The 17309-nt window shown below is 39.7% G+C and carries 15 protein-coding genes and 1 pseudogene; 11 read left to right on the forward strand and 5 right to left on the reverse strand.

Going from position 1 to position 17309, the window contains the following annotated elements:
• The first annotated feature begins 4 nt into the window (after nucleotides 1–4).
• The 5 genes and pseudogenes from KDN43_RS15065 to KDN43_RS16625 form a co-directional block, all read left to right on the forward strand.
• Nucleotides 5–1714 carry a [Fe-Fe] hydrogenase large subunit C-terminal domain-containing protein gene (locus tag KDN43_RS15065; RefSeq protein WP_238867427.1) on the forward strand — a complete coding sequence of 570 codons (1710 nt, stop codon included), beginning with the start codon at nucleotides 5–7 and terminating at the stop codon, nucleotides 1712–1714.
• Between the two features lie 8 nt (nucleotides 1715–1722).
• Nucleotides 1723–2883 carry a SpoIIE family protein phosphatase gene (locus tag KDN43_RS15070; RefSeq protein ID WP_238867428.1) on the forward strand — a complete coding sequence of 387 codons (1161 nt, stop codon included), beginning with the start codon at nucleotides 1723–1725 and terminating at the stop codon, nucleotides 2881–2883.
• 520 nt (nucleotides 2884–3403) lie between these two features.
• Nucleotides 3404–4978: a helicase HerA-like domain-containing protein gene (locus tag KDN43_RS15075; protein ID WP_407681772.1), complete on the forward strand. Its 1575-nt coding sequence runs from the start codon at nucleotides 3404–3406 to the stop codon at nucleotides 4976–4978.
• A 73-nt stretch (nucleotides 4979–5051) separates the two neighbouring features.
• On the forward strand, nucleotides 5052–5591 hold the full coding sequence (locus tag KDN43_RS15080; RefSeq protein WP_238867429.1) for a hypothetical protein: 540 nt from the start codon (nucleotides 5052–5054) through the stop codon (nucleotides 5589–5591).
• Between the two features lie 279 nt (nucleotides 5592–5870).
• Nucleotides 5871–5987 (forward strand): annotated as a pseudogene (locus KDN43_RS16625) (chloramphenicol acetyltransferase); the annotation flags it as partial.
• 175 nt (nucleotides 5988–6162) lie between these two features.
• Here the strand turns inward: KDN43_RS16625 and KDN43_RS15085 are convergent.
• The 4 genes from KDN43_RS15085 to KDN43_RS15100 all read right to left on the reverse strand — a co-directional run bounded on the left by KDN43_RS15085 (nucleotide 6163) and on the right by KDN43_RS15100 (nucleotide 9672).
• The gene (locus KDN43_RS15085) at nucleotides 6163–7452 is read right to left on the reverse strand and encodes an outer membrane beta-barrel protein (RefSeq protein WP_238867430.1); all 1290 of its coding nucleotides are present in this window, start codon (nucleotides 7450–7452) and stop codon (nucleotides 6163–6165) included.
• Nucleotides 7449–8018, reverse strand: a complete 570-nt coding sequence (locus KDN43_RS15090; protein WP_238867431.1) for an RNA polymerase sigma factor — start codon at nucleotides 8016–8018, stop codon at nucleotides 7449–7451. The genes KDN43_RS15085 and KDN43_RS15090 overlap by 4 nt, the downstream gene beginning before the upstream one ends.
• Nucleotides 8019–8208: 190 nt before the next feature.
• Entirely contained in the window at nucleotides 8209–8781 is a 573-nt protein-coding gene (locus KDN43_RS15095) for a pilus assembly protein N-terminal domain-containing protein (protein ID WP_238867432.1), read from the reverse strand.
• 153 nt (nucleotides 8782–8934) lie between these two features.
• Nucleotides 8935–9672, reverse strand: coding sequence for a NigD1/NigD2 family lipoprotein (locus KDN43_RS15100; protein ID WP_238867433.1), 738 nt, complete (start codon nucleotides 9670–9672; stop codon nucleotides 8935–8937).
• Between the two features lie 906 nt (nucleotides 9673–10578).
• Here KDN43_RS15100 and KDN43_RS15105 point away from each other — a divergent pair.
• From KDN43_RS15105 to KDN43_RS15115, 3 genes are all read left to right on the forward strand, one after another.
• On the forward strand, nucleotides 10579–10704 hold the full coding sequence (locus KDN43_RS15105) for an AAA family ATPase (protein WP_256448741.1): 126 nt from the start codon (nucleotides 10579–10581) through the stop codon (nucleotides 10702–10704).
• A gap of 75 nt (nucleotides 10705–10779) precedes the next feature.
• A complete protein-coding gene (locus KDN43_RS15110) occupies nucleotides 10780–11436 on the forward strand; it encodes an ATP-binding protein (protein WP_238867434.1) in 657 nt (218 codons plus the stop codon).
• Nucleotides 11437–12142: 706 nt separating this feature from the next.
• The gene (locus tag KDN43_RS15115) at nucleotides 12143–13435 is read left to right on the forward strand and encodes an ATP-binding protein (protein WP_238867435.1); all 1293 of its coding nucleotides are present in this window, start codon (nucleotides 12143–12145) and stop codon (nucleotides 13433–13435) included.
• A gap of 21 nt (nucleotides 13436–13456) precedes the next feature.
• On the opposite strand, the gene KDN43_RS15120 is transcribed toward KDN43_RS15115, so the two are convergent.
• A complete protein-coding gene (locus KDN43_RS15120; RefSeq protein WP_238867436.1) occupies nucleotides 13457–13771 on the reverse strand; it encodes a hypothetical protein in 315 nt (104 codons plus the stop codon).
• Nucleotides 13772–13953: 182 nt separating this feature from the next.
• Here KDN43_RS15120 and KDN43_RS15125 point away from each other — a divergent pair, with 182 nt between their 5' ends.
• The 3 genes from KDN43_RS15125 to KDN43_RS15135 all read left to right on the forward strand — a co-directional run bounded on the left by KDN43_RS15125 (nucleotide 13954) and on the right by KDN43_RS15135 (nucleotide 17148).
• Nucleotides 13954–14355 (forward strand): integrase core domain-containing protein, encoded by a 402-nt coding sequence (locus KDN43_RS15125; RefSeq protein ID WP_238867437.1) that lies wholly within the window; start codon nucleotides 13954–13956, stop codon nucleotides 14353–14355.
• A gap of 116 nt (nucleotides 14356–14471) precedes the next feature.
• Nucleotides 14472–15761, forward strand: a complete 1290-nt coding sequence (locus tag KDN43_RS15130) for a site-specific integrase (RefSeq protein ID WP_238867438.1) — start codon at nucleotides 14472–14474, stop codon at nucleotides 15759–15761.
• 157 nt (nucleotides 15762–15918) lie between these two features.
• Nucleotides 15919–17148 carry an ATP-binding protein gene (locus KDN43_RS15135; protein ID WP_238867439.1) on the forward strand — a complete coding sequence of 410 codons (1230 nt, stop codon included), beginning with the start codon at nucleotides 15919–15921 and terminating at the stop codon, nucleotides 17146–17148.
• Nucleotides 17149–17309 lie beyond the last annotated feature (161 nt).

The raw sequence follows: 17309 nt of genomic DNA on the forward strand, positions 1-17309 counted from the left end.
CTCTATGTTTGAATATCTTGAATTTAAGGATGCAAAATGCAAGGATTGTTATTTATGTTTGCGTGAATGTCCCGTGAAAGCTATAGATATCATTAATCATCAGGCAAAAATAATAAAAGACAGGTGTATTTTATGCGGAAAGTGTACGCTAGTGTGTCCGCAGAACGCTAAAATTGTACATAGCGAAAGAGATAAAGTAGAGATTTTATTAAGGACCAATTCTAAAGTCATAGCTAGCGTAGCTCCTTCATTTGTTTCAAATTTTGATGTGACTGATTTTGAGCCGTTTCGTATAGCATTGTGTAAACTTGGATTTTGCGATGCCCATGAAACTGCAATAGGGGCAGAAGCCGTAATAAAAGAATATGAAAAATTGATGGAATCGGGCAAGTTTATAAATTTTATTTCTTCTGCTTGCCCTGCCGCCTGCAGTATGATACAGATGTATTACCCAAAAGCATTAAAATATTTAGCACCTGTTGATTCTCCCATGGTTGCCCATGCCAAAATGCTAAAAATGGCCATACCTGGCGCAAGTATTGTTTTCATTGGCCCTTGCATAGCAAAAAAACGTGAGGCCAGGGAGAGCGGTTTTATTGACGGAGTACTCACATTTGAAGATATCGATGTTATGTTTAAAGAGAATAACATTGTTCCGAAAGAGATATCTCATTTTGAATTTAACGAATCCGCCGACAATCATATTAATTTATCAAAATCCTTCCCGGTAAGTCAGGGAATCATCAAATCTTTTGAATCCCTACCCGAAGGTTTCGAATATATTTCGGTAGATGGAGCCGATAGATGTGTACAGGTTTTGGAGAATATTGAAACCCTTTCGGGTGTTTTTCTGGAGTTGAGTACCTGTCAGAATTCCTGTGTAAACGGTCCATGTATTCTTAAAAGTAAAGGAGGGAGCATAAAAGCCACGCTGGAAGTAAAAAAATATGTTCAGAAAGAAAAAGAAAAGATTAATTCATCTACCACTAACGATAATCAGAATACAGAGAATATCAGTTTTTTTCAAAATTATCCACGCATAAGGGACAAGAGTAAGATTGGAACAGAGGAAGAAATTAAAACTATTCTTGCCAAAACAGGGAAGTTCGGTCCTGAAGACGAGTTAAATTGTGGTTCTTGCGGATACAAATCTTGCCGGGATAAAGCGTGGGCAGTTCTTAATGGCTACGCCGAAATAGAAATTTGCTTGCCATATATGAGAAAGCGGGCAGAATCTATGTCGTACGAAATCATTCATAACACTGCCGATGGAGTAGTAGTATTAGATGATTCCATGCATATTTTGGAAATCAACAAAAAGGCAAAAGAGATGTTTGGCATTGAAGAAGAATCTCTAAAAGGCCGGTTGGCCGTTGATTTCTTCAATACAGCAGATTTCATGAATGCATACAGGGAAAATAAAAATGTAGAGATATTAAAAGATTTTATCCCCAAAACCCAATTATATGTAGATATTTCTATTAATATCTTAAAAGAACACCGAGCTCTTTTTGCCATGATGAGAGATGTTACCGCTAAAGTGGAATACGATGATAAGCTTACAAAAATGAAGTTAGAAACATTTGAAACAACCGATGCCGTAATTCGCAAACAGATGCGTGTGGCACAGGAAATTGCATCGCTACTGGGAGAAACAACAGCGGAAACAAAAGTAGCATTATTAAAATTGAAAGATATTTATAAGAAAGAATAAAATTTCCTATGTGTTTTTATCTTGAAACAGGTTACACATCTCTTAATAAAACAGGAGAAGAGCTGTGTGGCGACAAAGTAGAGTCGGTTCAGAAAGATGGTTTTACCACAGTTGTCCTCGCTGACGGCCTGGGTAGCGGGGTAAAGGCAAATATTCTGGCAACACTTACTTCGAAAATTCTATGCTGCATGATTTCCAACAATATATCCATAGAAGAAAGCATAGAAACCATTATTCAATCACTCCCTACATGCAAGGTGAGAGGAATTGCATACTCCACCTTTTCCGTTATCCATGTAAACCAATCAGGGGAGGGCTTCCTGATGGAATTCGACAATCCGCAAGTTATTTATTATCATAATAAACGATGTGAGGATTTGAAGCGGAATGAATATATTATTTGCGACAAAAAGGTTTACAAAAGCGAATTACACATGGTAGAAGACGATATGGCAATTATGATGTCCGATGGTGTACTGCATGCGGGCGTGGGAAAAATATTGAATTTCGGTTGGGGACGTAGCGATATTATCAAATACATTAACCGAATTGTTGACTCCCCGATGTCGGCCCGTTGCGTCGCATGTAATATTGCTGCAGCTTGTAACGATCTTTATCTTGACAAACCTGGCGATGATACCACCGTAGCAGTAGTAAAAGCTAGAAAAAGGAAGCGGGTTAACCTAATGGTGGGACCACCGGTAGACAAAGAGAAGGATGATGCTTGTGTAGCCATGTTTCTCTCGAAAGAGGGTAAAAAAGTAGTTTGCGGTGGCACCAGCTCCCAAATAGTTGCGCGATATTTAAATAAACCGTTAAGGACAAGTTGTGAATTTCACGACAAAGATGTTCCACCTATCGGATATATTGAAGGAATAGATTTAACAACAGAAGGAGTACTCACATTACGCCGTTTACTCGATTTGTCAGCAAAATATTTATCAGTAAACGATTTAACACCTAAGCACAGTAATAAGAAGGATGGTGCTTCACTCTTGGGCAACATTCTTTTTGAAGAAGCTACTGATGTGGAATTTTTCGTTGGTCAGAGTATTAACCAAGCTCATCAAGGACAACCTATTGATTTAACCATGAAGTTGAAACTAGTTGAAACATTATCTGAAAATCTCAAAAAAATGGGTAAACAGGTTATCGTGAATTACTACTAATTTCTTATAAATCTGCAATATATTTTGTTCAGTGCTATTTAATACTCCCTATTCCATGTACCGATCAAGCGGAGTTTTGACTAAAATATTTCTCTCAATTTTTTATGCTTTCGTGCTTCTGCATATACAATTGTAGAGACCTTTTGTGATATGGAGAAAGTTTTCTGTAACAACGATAATTAATCCAAGTGTAATCAGTAACTTCGCATATTTCAACATTTTTCTCATACTTTAAATAGAAATTCATTAACTGAGAGTTATTGTGGTGAATGTATATCATCAACACTTCGGCAATTTATTAAAACGATTCTTATAATTCGCTGAATTTCAGCAGAGTATGGTACTTTTAAGGATCAAGCGTAACTTATTGACTATCTTTATTATAAATGAAGATTTAACGAGGCATTATATCATACAAGATGGCAATTAAACTTTATATGCTTAACCCTGTGTCCCGGCAAATTTTGTAATACCATTATTCTCTGAACTTCACACATCTTTTTCAAATATTTCCTTAACTTTGTGTCCATCATACCTACTAAAACTTTACAAACCTATGTTCGACAACAGCAAACGCGCTTTTATAGCCATCAACGACGAGGCTGAAGTTTGCCTTATCCCCAAAATGGCAAACCGCCACGGACTAATAACAGGTGCCACAGGAACAGGAAAAACCGTCACCTTGCAAACACTTTCGGAAACATTCAGCGAAATGGGAGTGCCCGTCTTTGCCGCCGACATGAAAGGCGACCTCTCCGGCGTGGCAAGAACAGGCGGAAACAAGGAAAGCGTTGCCAAACGCGTGGACGGTTATAAGTTAGGCGAAAAGGGATTTGAGTTTAAAGGCTTCCCGGTGAGGTTCTGGGACGTTTTCGGCGAACAGGGGCATCCGGTGCGGACAACCGTTACCGAAATGGGGCCGATGCTGCTCGAACGACTGCTGCAACTGAACGAAACTCAGGGAGCGGTACTGACTATGGTTTTCAAAATTGCCGACGATAACAACCTGCTGCTTCTCGACTTGAAAGACCTGCAAAAAATGATCCAGTTCGTAGGAGACAACCGGGCAAAATACACCACCGAATACGGGAACATCTCTCCGGCAAGCATCGGCGCCATACAACGCGCGCTGCTACGCCTGGAAAGCGAAGGCGCCGACAAATTCTTCGGTGAGCCCGAACTGGTGATTACCGATTTTATGCAAACGGAACAAGGGAGAGGAGTAATCAACATTTTGGCTGCCGACAAGCTGATGAACTCCCCACGGATGTATACCACTTTCCTGCTTTGGCTGCTCGACGACCTGTTTAACAACTTGCCCGAAGTGGGCGATATGGACAAACCTAAACTGGTTTTTTTCTTTGATGAAGCACACATGCTGTTTAACGATATGCCCAAGTCGTTGCTCGAAAAGGTGGAACAAATTGTCCGACTTATCCGCTCCAAAGGTGTAGGCATCTATTTCTGCACGCAAAACCCCGCCGATATTCCGCCCGTAATTCTCGGACAACTCGGAAACCGTGTGCAACACGCGCTCCGCGCCTACACACCCAACGATCAGAAAGCGGTAAAAGTAGCAGCCAACACGTTCCGTTCCAATCCGGAATTCGACACGGAAGAGGCTATCACACAACTGAACACCGGTGAGGCGCTGGTGTCGTTTCTCGATGAAAAAGGTGCGCCCCAAATGGTGCAACGCGCCAATATCCTGCCGCCGCAGGGCCAGATCGGACCGATTACGGCAGGAGAAAGGGACCAGATAATGAAGCAATCACTCATTTATGGAGTGTATGAAAAACTGGTCGACCGGGAATCCGCTTTCGAAATTCTTTCCCAAAAGCAGGAGCTGCTTGCCGAAGAACGTGAGCGGGCAGAAGTCGAGAAAGAGCGTATCCGTCAAGAGAGAGAAGCCCGCAAACTGCAAGCCGAAGCCGAACGTGAAAGACGTGCCGAAGCCCGCCGGAAGAAAGAAGAACGTGGCATCGTGGGCGATTTGCTGGAGCAAGTGGGCAGAAGTGCCACACGGCAAATAAGCTCGCAACTCGGCAGAACCATCACCCGAAGCATTTTCGGCGCATTTTTCGGAAAAAAATAGATAGTACCATTATCCTTAGAAACCATATAAATTTCTTCCAAAAGAAGTATAAATAAAAAATCAAGAAACAGGTATGGAGGAAATAAGATTCGACTCCCCATTTAACAAGGAGGTTTTTATACGTTCCAACAGGATTTTCTGGCAATATACTTGGAACAACAGGAAAAAACAGTTAATACGCTGGCTGGGAATGGCTGTTATTTTCCTGGGGCTCGGGATAGCGGTTGGAGAACGCGACGAGATGCAAAACCCCTACATTTTTATAGCCATCTTCTGCTTTTCCCTTATGATATTAAGTGCGACAGAATTATTCTTCTCCTGGAAAAAACATAATAAAAAGATGCAAGAAATAGCGGATGAATATGAGAAAGCTGATTCGGAGTACATTATTGAACTATCGGAAGAGTTAGTAAAATTAAGCGATTTTCAGGCCTGTATAACCCTCAAATGGTCTGCATTCAAATATTACACGATCTATAAAGAGCATATTATATTGATTCCTAACAACTATATCTCCGGTGGACTACTTTTTGATAAAAACGGTGACGAGCCCAAAAAATACAATCAAACGCTCGAATTATTGGAACATAGACTAAAATATATTGCACCTTAAGATAAGGTACACAACATTTTTCAAACACTAGTTGAAGATAAAAGACAACTATCCAAAAATTGTAGTATCTAGCGAACGTTCATTCGAAAATACTTTTGAGGGGATAGAGCACATTTACATTCAAGACTTTCTGACTTCCTCTGTTACTCCTAAAATTGTGTAGCCAAGAAATCATTACTCTATACCCTGGTATAGACGACTATAAAATTTCCACCAATGAGGGAATTGAACATATTTCTGCATGGAATTTAGATGAATTTTTATAACAAATAAATTATTATAGGAACAGGACCAGATAAAAACGAAAAATATCCGCTCAACGGACAAAAAAGATTATGCTTTCTCAAAAATATCATCACAAATCCCAATATAATCGTAGGTGATTATACTTATTACGATGTTTTTCAGAAAACAAAACCGGGCATAGTTTGCGATCGGGAATTTTATATCTTTATCTGGTATTTGCATTGTTCGTGTAATTTGCATAAGTTTAAAATGTCCGACAAAGTTATGCAGGCCAAAACCTTGAAACGGCGATCCTGCATTATTAAAAAAATTCAGGTGATAAAATTCATTTGTTCAACGAAAAGCGCAAACCCAGACTGACGTTGAAATTCAACGGCTTTTCCTTGTAAATGGTCTCAACCTTGCTTCCATTCCTGAAGTGGTAAGCGACCCCGGGTTCGGCATAAATTCCGATATTATTTGTTAACCGGTATTGGATGCCAATTGCCGAATTTACAGACCATTGCAATGGTTTGACCGAGATTTCCTGCCGGCTTCGCGTCTGAAGTTTGTTGTCGATCACAAAATTCGTTGACAGTGTGCCGGATACATTTTTTTCCACCATTCCGCCTCCCGACACATACGTTGAGATTTTGTCGTTTTCCCACACGGTGTAATTTACATTGAGCGGTATCCCCACGTAATGCAGCGTTTGCCGGCTGTTGTAGTAATGATTGTCGGTTCCCGAACGCAATCGCGACGAGAGCATTGTGTAGGTCAGTCCGCTTGTTACGCTCCACCGTTCGTCAAGATGGTATTGCATAGAAACGCCCAGTACCACCGGTTGGGAATGTTCGATATCGGTATATACATGCTGATACTCGCTCAACACCGAAATACCCTCGGGTAAATCCGAGCGAACAGCAGCAACCACATATTCTTCTTCCTCCGACGGAAATGCATAGGGTCTAAAACTGTCGTATCCGTTGTGTGTACTCGTAGCGCCCGACGGGATGTTCGACGCGTACACGTCTGCCTGCCATTTGGCGGATTTGCGGCGATGCCTGTTTACAGGCAGTTGGAAAGCTGGCGTGTTGGTTGTTTCTATAACAGGTCGTTGCGGATTGGGGTCAGCCTGATGTTGGGTTGGGGTTTCTTCCCGTGTGTAGGATTCATCTTGAGGCTGTTGTTGTTCATCATTCTGTTGGAGTTTCACGGTTTCACCCGTCTCCGCAATTGTACTGGCTTTTGTCGTTTTCGACACGTTTTCCGTAAGTTTTCCTGCTTCGGCCCTATGCGCTAAAAGTTGTTCTTCTATTTTTGTAGCGGGCTTGTTTGGCGAATGATGCCTGTCGGGAGCCAGATTTTTTTTTAATTGCTGCTCTGCTGTCTGCATATTTTCAACATTTTCTTTCAATCCAAGGGTGTGCAAGCCGATATAAAACAAAATAAGCGCCACAGCGGCTACCGTTCCGATGCGCAGGCCCCACAACAGGGTATTTCGCCTTGCCTGCACTGCTTTGTTGTAGCTTCCGGCATTCATGATTTGTTCTATGCGGTTCCACAATCCATCGGGAGCAGGTTCTTCATGACGTTCCATTCTATCGCGAAGGTTATTTTGCCATTGATTTTTCATAACGCCATTTTTTTTATTCGATATGATTCTATTTCTTTTATTAACAACCTTTTGGCTCTGTGAAGCTGTGATGCAGAAGAATTTTCCGCGATGCCTAATATTTGAGCAATTTCCTTGTGACTTTTTTCCTCGAAAACATACAGGTTGAACACGGTGCGGTAGCCGACGGGAAGCGTGCGGATCATATCCAAAATGGCTGATGTGGGAATATCTTCGAAATCCGGTTCCTGGTCGTCGGTCATATCGGGTAAATCCCAGCTTGGAAGGTTTGTAACCTTCAGTTTTTGATTTTCCTTGATGTGTTTCAATGCTTCGTTTACTACGATGCGCGCCGACCATGCCTTCAGCGAACCTTCTCCCTTGTACTCAAACCTTTCCACGGCCTTGAAAATCTTAATAAAACTCTCTTGTAGAATATCTTTAACATTTTCTTCATTCGATACATATCGAGAGCATACTGCAGTAAGGTATCCTGAGTAAATAGTGAAAAATTCCTTCATGGCAATTGTGTTGCCTCGCACAATTTGCCGAAGAAGGGCTTGCTCTTTTGTTCCTTTTCTTACCATTTGAGGAGCTCTGATCTTCAACCAGTCATAGCTAAGAACAGGAGAGCGGTTATTTGCCGTTTTATGCTTTTGCGGTTATTTGCCGGATTTTCCGCGATGCGAAATCACGCGCCCCCTATTCTTTCAACAAGGTTGTATCTTTATCGTGACAAAGATACAACCTTGCATTGCCTTTTTACAAAAAAGTTATTTATTTTACGGTTACGGTTACAGTTCCGCTATTTTTCTTGTCTTTGTCAGTTACCGTAATCGTGGTTGTTCCCGCTTTCAACCCTTTTACCGTAATTTTATCGTCGTTAACGATGGCCGAAGCTACTGCGGCATCTTTGGATTCAGCAGCATAGGGTGCCGTACCGCCCGAAACCGTCACGACAGCTTCTTTGCTCTCTTCCACTTCCAACGTTTTTTTATCGAAAGTCAGTCCTTCTTCTTTTACCGTTACGGTAATTTTACCACTATTTTTCTTACCCTTGTCGGTTACCGTAATCGTGGCCGTACCTTTTGCTACACCCTTGATGGTAATGGTAGATTTATCGACTGTTGCGGTAGCCACCTTAGCATCACCCGATGCAACAGCATAAGGTATTGTTCCTCCGCTCACGGTCACGGTTGCGCTATTTCCTACGGTTACTTCCACTTTATCGGACGGACTGAATTTCAGGTCTTTTTTGATGTCGTCGTCTTTATCGCACGAGGCGAACATAAAAACCAATGCAGCCAATGAAAGGCTTGTCAATTTCGAAATTGTTGTTACTTTTTTCATTTTTTTAATAATTAGAGATTATTCAACGAGTGTTCTTTTTATTCATTTTTTAGTGAACACTCTATTTATTAAATCCTCTTTTCATGAAATCTTGCATCAGAAATTCAAAATAACACGCGACAGACATCGTTTTAACATTGTTTAGCCGAGAAATTAGTTCAACGGCACCTGATTTCGGACATCGGCAATGGATGCGGATGCAGGTGTTGCGGCACGCGTGCGATAGTCGAACTCTGCCGATTTTTCACCGCTGAACGATTTCCATATCAGCTTTAATTTCACGGTTTTTCCTTTCGTGTCGGGTAACTTGTCGAGCTTGAAGGCTACCAGCCCGTCACCTCTTCTGTCGGCGTAATCGCCGTTGGCATCGTGGCGGAATTCCACTTCGTAAGGATTGTCGGGATTATTGGTCGGAATGAGATTTACGTAGTGCACAATCCGCTGATAACCCCACAATGTTCTGAAGCGCAGGGTGAGATAACCGTCCTCGGCAATGGTCACCCAGTCGTTTACAATTTCTACGGGGTCATCGCCATACTTCTCATCGTTTTTATCCCCTAAATTAGGTGCCATCGGTTTTGTGCGGATACTGTCAATCCAATTCACACGCACAGCCTGGTCGTATTCTTTGGAAGAATCGTCCACTTCTTCATAATTCACCAAAGCCCTCACTTCTTTCGATCCGAAAGGCGAGGATTTTAAATTGACGGGAAGCAGTGTCGTTTTATCGTCCAACTGCAAAAATACGGTTTCATCACTGGCGTGTTTTACCGTTACCAAGGCGTTGGGGTATAATTTGTTCCAATCCGAATTATCATCGTCTAAGCAAGACGGTAAAAGTAGGGCGCCGAGCAGTATGCACGCCATAAAAATAAAATGTTTAACTTTCATAACCTATTGTTTTTAATTGTTTTATATGACAAACTTACTATTTTCTTATAAAATTGAAAGGGTTTTCCATAGAATCTCCTATTATTATAATACCGATAAAGTTGAAATCTTGCATCGTAAACTGAAATCTTTTAAAAAAAATATTTTGAATAGTATAGGTAAAACGAAATTATGTATTGATAAGTTTGTTAAGCAATATAAAATCAACGGATAGAAATAGTAATTTTCACTTCATCTAAATATTTTTTCAATGCATTATATCTATGAATGATACTTTTGAGGGACAATTTGATTCATTTCCATAAAGCAAGCCATTGCTCTACCGACATGAGAATGCCTAGTGTATCCAATACTATGGAATACTTCACAGTCAGAAAACAGATTTGTTTTTTTGAAAAATATTTTTCAATACAGTCAGTATTTTTAATTCCGGTTGTTTAAGCATGAAAAAAAGGAAATGAAGACATGCGGCTGAAAATTCTTTGGGAATAATAGGATGTTCTCTCTTTTTAATTAAACTTGAAAATCCATCTGCTTAGCTGGCGGTTATGATCATAAGGCTATGCCAAAATGTTTATCTTTGTATTATGAGTAACTACAAAAAGAAAATCCATGTTGTTTGGAAGTGCGATTATCAAATTGTTTGATGTACAAAATATCGTTTTCGTGTTTTGAGTAGTGTTATCGCAGAGTTGGTCAGGTCAGACATTTTGCTTCTTTGTGAATGGAAAGGTAGTGAGGTCGATTCTCTTAGTATTAAATTCCAAATTCTATTACTAAAACATCGGTTAGGTTCAAGTCGGGTGCATATAGTGGCACCCCATACCGAACCGGCGAGGAAATCGGTTCGGTGCGGTTCAGATATTATATTCCTGTACCATACTGAATCAATATGAAGACTTTTCGCTGACAAGCGGTTCAAACTCTAATCTTTTGTCGGGTGAATTGGCAACACTTTTGTCAGGTCGATACGTTGAGTTTGAGATTTTCCCGTTTAGTTTTTCCGAGTTTTGTGGAATTTCAGGGTTGTAAATCAGTAGTGAAAGTTACAGAAAATTCCTTCAAAGCGGAGCCTTGCCCGAACTTTTCAACTTGCCCAACGATGAAATGAAGCAAAATTACGTGTCATCCATCAAAGATACGGTTATGTTGCACGACATAGAGGCACGGTATAACGTCAAGGATGTGAAGTTATTAGACAATTTGTTTGTTTATTTAGTCAATACTGCATCCAATTTGATTTCGATAACAAACATCATCAACTTTTTTGCATCGAAAATGCGGAAAACAAACTACGAAACGCTTTCATCTTACGTCAATTATTTGGAAAATTCTTTCCTTGTTCATCGTGCCGAACGCTATAATATAAAAGGCAAAAACACCATTTCGGGCAACAGCAAATATTATCTGAACAATTTGGCTTATCGAAACTATCTTTATGCCGGATTTGGTTACGGAATTGGTTATTTGTTAGAAAATGCCGTTTATCTGAGTTTGCGGCGTGCCGGATTTCAGGTTTATGTGGGAACGATAAAAGACACCGAAGAGGATTTTGAGGCAATTAAAGGCGAACGCCGAATTTATCTGCAAGTAACTCACCAGCTTATAGAGGAGCAGACAATAGAAAGAGAATACCACTCATTAAAACTTATCGATAATAATTTCGCTAAGTATGTGGTAAGTATGGATGATTATAAAATTCCCACCAATGAGGGAATTGAACATATTCCGGCTTGGAATTTGGATGGTTTTTTAAGCAAATAATTTTGAAAAAGCAGTAAGTGATAATTTTTATTTACGCATGAACCTCTTGCGCGAATTAATAAATTGCACGAACGACAATAATATTTATGCCCATCATCTCCAACATACTTCCCCGATACACCCAACTCAACACGATAATTGCCGAAGTTTCACACAGACAATCAATTGAGTTTGCTCAACAACAATTTGTTGTGGATTTTCATACTCAATTCAATACTATTCAGGCGTTTGAAGCGATGTTGATTGACTTGACGATGCAAACCGAATTAGAATGTTTTCCATACAATTAATGTATATTTCGTGCAAAATAGAAAAACGCACGAAATTCTTATCGGACAGATTTTTTGAACCTGAAAGAACAATCGTGTTAACGTAGTGATTGAACGGCTTCAAATAAATCGGACGATGTGCCGCAGACGAACCCATTAGCAAGAATTTGACAGTATTCAACATAAAAGGGGCAGACAAGAATTTAGTCGTACCGAACTACTTCGGACGGTTGCTTTTTGTCTGCCTGTTTTCTATATAAGCTGAAGTGTTTTATTTGCAGCAGTGACTCGGTTTTACTAAAAATGAATTTTTGTTTCATCGCAAATAAGTAAATCAGAATACCACAAACAGGTAAAGTAAATTACCACAAAAAAGGAAAACATATTTGTAAAATTCTAAAAAACACTTATATTTGTATCTATTTAATAATGATTGTATGAACTACCTATATCGAATAGCGGACAAAATACTACTTGAGCGGCTTGAAGCTTTTGGAGCTGTTCTCATTGAAGGTCCAAAATGGTGTGGAAAAACAACAACAGCAGAACAAGTGGCAAAAAGTGTCATCAAACTGCAAGATACGGATATGCGGGAAGAATATCTTGCAACGGCTGCATCTAAACCCTCGTTACTACTGCAAGGGGAAACACCGCGATTGCTTGATGAATGGCAAGATGCACCTGTCTTGTGGGATGCCGTTCGCACAATGGTTGACAAGAGAAACTTGCCCGGACAATTTATTTTGACCGGTTCCAATGCCATTGACCGAAATTCCATCCATCATTCCGGTACAGGCAGGATATCAAGGATGCAGATGTTTCCGATGAGTTTATGGGAATCCGGAGAGTCAAACGGTAAAGTTTCGCTTCAAGAGTTATTTGATGATCCCGAACTAGATATTGATGGAGTTAGTTCTGATATGCAGATTGAAGATCTTATTTATGTAGCGTGTCGTGGTGGATGGCCTGCGACAGTAAATATAAAAACAAATAAAGCTAAGCTCCTCGTCGCAAGAAACTATGTCGACACAATCTGTAAAGAAGATATATCAAGAATAGACGGCGTGAAACGTGATGAACGCGCTGCAAAAATACTGCTTCGAAGCTACTCGAGAAACATCTCAACCCTTGCCAAAAACACTTCTATACTTGCCGACATTGCATCTTCCGGGGAGATTTCTATGACCAAACCTACTTTCGATAATTATGTGAATGCTTTGCAAAAGCTGTTTGTTATTAGCAATATCGATGCGTGGTCGCCGGCTATTCGAAGTAAAACAGCCATCAGGAGCAGTTCGAAGAGAGCCTTTATTGATCCTTCTATTGCTGTTGCTTCTTTGGGGCTTACTCCGGAGGCATTGTATACTCAGTTAAAAACTTTCGGATTCATTTTTGAACAGCTTTGTATTAGGGATTTGAAAGCATATACACTTGATTTTAACAGCCATATATCTTATTACCGTGATCGCTACGGATTAGAAGCAGACCTTGTACTACATCTTTCGGACGGAAGATATGCTTTAATAGAGTGCAAATTAGGCAGTAGAGAAATTGAAGAAGGCGCACAACATCTACTTCAATTAAAGCACCTTATCCGAGAATATAATGAGAATGAAAAACAAGTTCCGCTGCGTGAACCCGATTTGCTGATTATATTAACCGGTGGTAAAATGGCATATAGTCGCCCTGATGGTGTAAAAATTATTCCAATTGCAGTTCTTAAACCGTAAAGATGAAAATTGTTATAAAAATCATATTTTTATTCTTACTGTCGATGACTTGTCTACCATACTAGGCGTGGCTTTAATTGTAGAAACCTCCTGTCTCACTTCGCTGTTATCCTCCTTTTTCAGTGATAAAGCAATATTTCGATCTAATTCGATAATCTGCCGTTTCAATTCTTTGAGTTCGTCCTCTTTTCTCCACGAAGTAGCGGCTACGGATTTAAACACTGGTATTTTTGCTCGAATTTTCTCCAACTCTCTGGCATGACTTTCGGTAATCTTGGGAATTTTCTCCAAGGCATTGATGAAGTTCATCCAGACCAATTTCGGATCGTTAGCCAAATGCCCGTTGTTGTAGGTGTAGTGTATCCAGTCGGCTATGAGCGTGTTGTAAGAATGGGTGAAATTAGAACATGACCTCCCGGCCGGTTACCATCGTTATTCCCAGATCGAACCGATGCATTGGGATACCCTTCCGCCATGGTGGAAAGGCAATATCATATTAGGTAGTAAATAAGGGGATATTGTGGTGGAGCTTTTTACTGAAGGTTGTTCTTTTTCCAATTGTGTGGGAGCAGTTCATCCAGTTTATTTGCGTGATGATCAGGTATTCTGTTGGGGACATCGGTCATCCATTGCTGGAATTCACTCCGGCTCCGCTGCAACAGGTAGTTCTTCCTGCCTTATGTTGTGCAGCACATAACCTGCCCCGGGCAAGCTTCCGGATTTTATTTTCGATGAAGTTATCAAAACTTTTGGATAACTTCATCGAAAGGTTCTGGAGGAACATCAAATACGAGAAAATTTATCTCGAACCATCTGATAATGGTTTGGAATTATATCACAAGATAAGGGATTACATAAAATTTTACAACATGGAAAGGTCCCATCAGGGATTAGGATATAAAAGGCCGATAGAAATGTAACGGATGGCCGCGTAGTTTCTTCGGATCGTCCAGCCGGGCGATCCGAAGAAACTAACTTAAATTAGAAATAAATTGTCTAAGAGAGGGGAGAAGTTAATTCTTAGGGATAAATAGCTATGAATATTAAGAGAAATGTAATTTTTGCATTAGAGAGTAGAAAGAAGGACGGAAAGCCTATTGTTGAAAATGTGCCAATTCGTATGCGTGTTGTTTACAATAATCAGCGGGTAGAGTTTACCACCGGTTACCGGATTGATGTGTCAAAATGGGATGCTGAAAAGCAACGAGTAAAAAATGGCTGTACAAACAAGTTGAAACAAACATCAGCTGAAATTAACGGTGATTTGTCTAATTACTTCACGGAAATTCAAAATATTTTCAAAGAGTTTGAAGTGAAAGACGAAATGCCAACAACAGTTCAACTTCGTGAAGCTTTTAATCTTGCAATCAAAAAAGTTGAACCGGAAGAAAATACTGTTCAAGAAAAACCGCCCCTTGATTTTTGGAAGGTATTCAATGAATTTGTATCGGAAAACAGCAAGCGAAATAATTGGGCAAAAGGGACTTTGCAAAAATTCAATGCCTTAAAAAAACACATTGAAAGGTGGAAATCTGAACCCACGATGGACGATTTTTCCGAAAAAGGACTTTCCGATTTCGCCGACACATTGCACAAGCAAGACTTGAAAAATTCTACAATTGACAAACAAATAGGATTGTTGAAGTGGGTGCTTCGCTGGTCTGCATCTAAGAATTTGACATCGGATAACGCTTTTATGAACTTCAAACCCAAATTAAAAACCGCACGAAAAACAGTCGTATTTTTGGATGCTCAAGAGTTAAAACAACTAACAGATTTTGAGATACCTGAAGATAAAAAATACTTAGAAAAGGTTCGTGATATTTTTCTATTTTGTTGCTACACGAGTTTGCGTTATTCAGATGTTTGCAATTTATGTCATTCAAACATAAGAGACTCTTACATAGAAATAGTTACGGTAAAAACCAATGACAGAATTGTCATTGAATTTAATGATAAGAGTAAAGCCATATACGAAAAATACAAAGATTTTCACTTTGAGGGTGGAAAAGTATTTCCTGTAATATCCAACCAAAAAATGAACGATTATTTGAAAAATTTGGCAGAACTGGCAGGGCTTAATAATCCGGTACATCAAACGTATTACAAAGGAAATGAGCGTATTGAAACCATTCTGCCTAAATATGCCGTACTAAGTACCCATGACGCGCGTCGCACTTTTATCTGTAATGCCCTTTCACTTGGCATTCCGGCAAATGTGGTTATGAAATGGACGGGACACAGCGATTATAAGGCAATGAAGCCCTACATCGACATTGCCGACGATATTAAAGCGAGTGCCATGAGTAAGTTTAATCAGTTATAAGGACGGATTAAGAGTTTTTCTGTGCATTTAATTGTGATTACATAAATTCTCATCTTTACATCTATACATGGAAAACGCCACAAAATATAAAAACATTGCATGTATACCTGTAATATTTGTTATATTTGCAGAGAATTAAATTTATAAAGCAATTAATATGTCGAAATTTCCAACCGTACTCCACCGCAGAGATACTTATATTGAACGCATAGAGCCTTTTATGCAGACGCCCATCGTAAAAGTAATGATTGGGCATCGAAGGGTAGGCAAGAGTTATATTCTTTATCAACTTATTGAGGAGATAAGGAAAAAAGAGCAAGATGCTAACATCATTTATATCAACAAGGAAGATATTGCCTATGTGGATATTGTGTCTTCAAAAGACCTGCATGACTATATTGCTCAACGATTAATACGTGGAAAGAAGAATTACATTTTTATTGATGAAATTCAAGAAATAGAAGATTTTAAAGTTGCCGTACGCTCCTTGGCATTGGACGAGAGTAATGATATCTACATTACCGGAAGCAACTCAGAGATGTTTTCGAGCGATTTGGCAAACGAACTTGGCGGTAGGTATGTTGAATTTAAGATATACAGCCTTTCCTATGCAGAGTTTCTGGACTTTCACAAACTGAATAATGATGATGAGTCGCTGGAAAAATATATCCGTTTCGGTGGATTGCCATACCTAATTCACTTGCCAATGCGTGAAGAGGTGGTAATGGAATATATTCGTTCGGTTTATTCAACCATTGTTCTTCGTGATGTTGTTGCTCGCAATAATATCCGCAATACAGCCTTTTTGGAACAATTAATCCGTTTCTTGGCAGATAATATCGGAAGTCTTTTTTCTTCGAAAAGTATCAGTGACTTTTTGAAAAGTCAAAATATACGAATGTCGCCAACGTTGGTATCCGAATATGCAGACTCTCTGGTTTCGGCATTTGTGGTTCATCGCTTAGGACGTTATGATATTGTTGGGAAACGTTTATTTGAACGTGGCGAAAAGTACTTTTTCGAAAATATGGGAATCCGCAATGTGGTGGCGGGCTATAAACCGCAAGACAGAGCAAAACGATTGGAAAATATTGTCTGCAATCATTTGTTGTATTGTGGCTATGAGGTAACTGTAGGAACACTTTCGACCGAGGAAATCGATTTTGTTTGTACACGGGCCGGCGAAACATTATATGTACAGGTCGCGGTAGAATTGTCTAAACCCGAAACTATCGCCAGAGAGTTTGGCAATTTGTTGAAGATAAAAGACAATTATCCCAAAATAGTAGTATCCGGCGAACGTTCATTCGAAAATACTTATGAGGGAATAGAACACATTTACATTCGAGATTTTTTGACTTCTTCCGTTACTCCTAAAATTGTGTAAACAAAGAAATCATTACTCGACAACCTGGTATAGGCGATTATAAAATATCCACCAATAAGGGAATTGAACATATTTCTGCGTGGAATTTGGATGATTTTTTAAATGAATAATTTTGATAAAACAGTAAATGATTATTTTAATTTGCGCAAGAGGTTCTTGCG

Source organism: Proteiniphilum propionicum (genome assembly GCF_022267555.1).
Taxonomy (GTDB): Bacteria; Bacteroidota; Bacteroidia; order Bacteroidales; family Dysgonomonadaceae; genus Proteiniphilum; species Proteiniphilum propionicum.

Bases quoted from the DNA above. Each gene is read 5' to 3' on its own strand.
- KDN43_RS15065 (WP_238867427.1), top strand. From the start codon at position 5: ATGTTTGAATATCTTGAATTTAAGGATGCAAAATGCAAGGATTGTTAT.
- KDN43_RS15070 (WP_238867428.1), top strand. From the start codon at position 1,723: ATGTGTTTTTATCTTGAAACAGGTTACACATCTCTTAATAAAACAGGA.
- KDN43_RS15080 (WP_238867429.1), top strand. From the start codon at position 5,052: ATGGAGGAAATAAGATTCGACTCCCCATTTAACAAGGAGGTTTTTATA.
- KDN43_RS15085 (WP_238867430.1), bottom strand. From the start codon at position 7,452: ATGAAAAATCAATGGCAAAATAACCTTCGCGATAGAATGGAACGTCAT.
- KDN43_RS15090 (WP_238867431.1), bottom strand. From the start codon at position 8,018: ATGGTAAGAAAAGGAACAAAAGAGCAAGCCCTTCTTCGGCAAATTGTG.
- KDN43_RS15095 (WP_238867432.1), bottom strand. From the start codon at position 8,781: ATGAAAAAAGTAACAACAATTTCGAAATTGACAAGCCTTTCATTGGCT.
- KDN43_RS15100 (WP_238867433.1), bottom strand. From the start codon at position 9,672: ATGAAAGTTAAACATTTTATTTTTATGGCGTGCATACTGCTCGGCGCC.
- KDN43_RS15110 (WP_238867434.1), top strand. From the start codon at position 10,780: ATGAAGCAAAATTACGTGTCATCCATCAAAGATACGGTTATGTTGCAC.
- KDN43_RS15115 (WP_238867435.1), top strand. From the start codon at position 12,143: ATGAACTACCTATATCGAATAGCGGACAAAATACTACTTGAGCGGCTT.
- KDN43_RS15130 (WP_238867438.1), top strand. From the start codon at position 14,472: ATGAATATTAAGAGAAATGTAATTTTTGCATTAGAGAGTAGAAAGAAG.
- KDN43_RS15135 (WP_238867439.1), top strand. From the start codon at position 15,919: ATGTCGAAATTTCCAACCGTACTCCACCGCAGAGATACTTATATTGAA.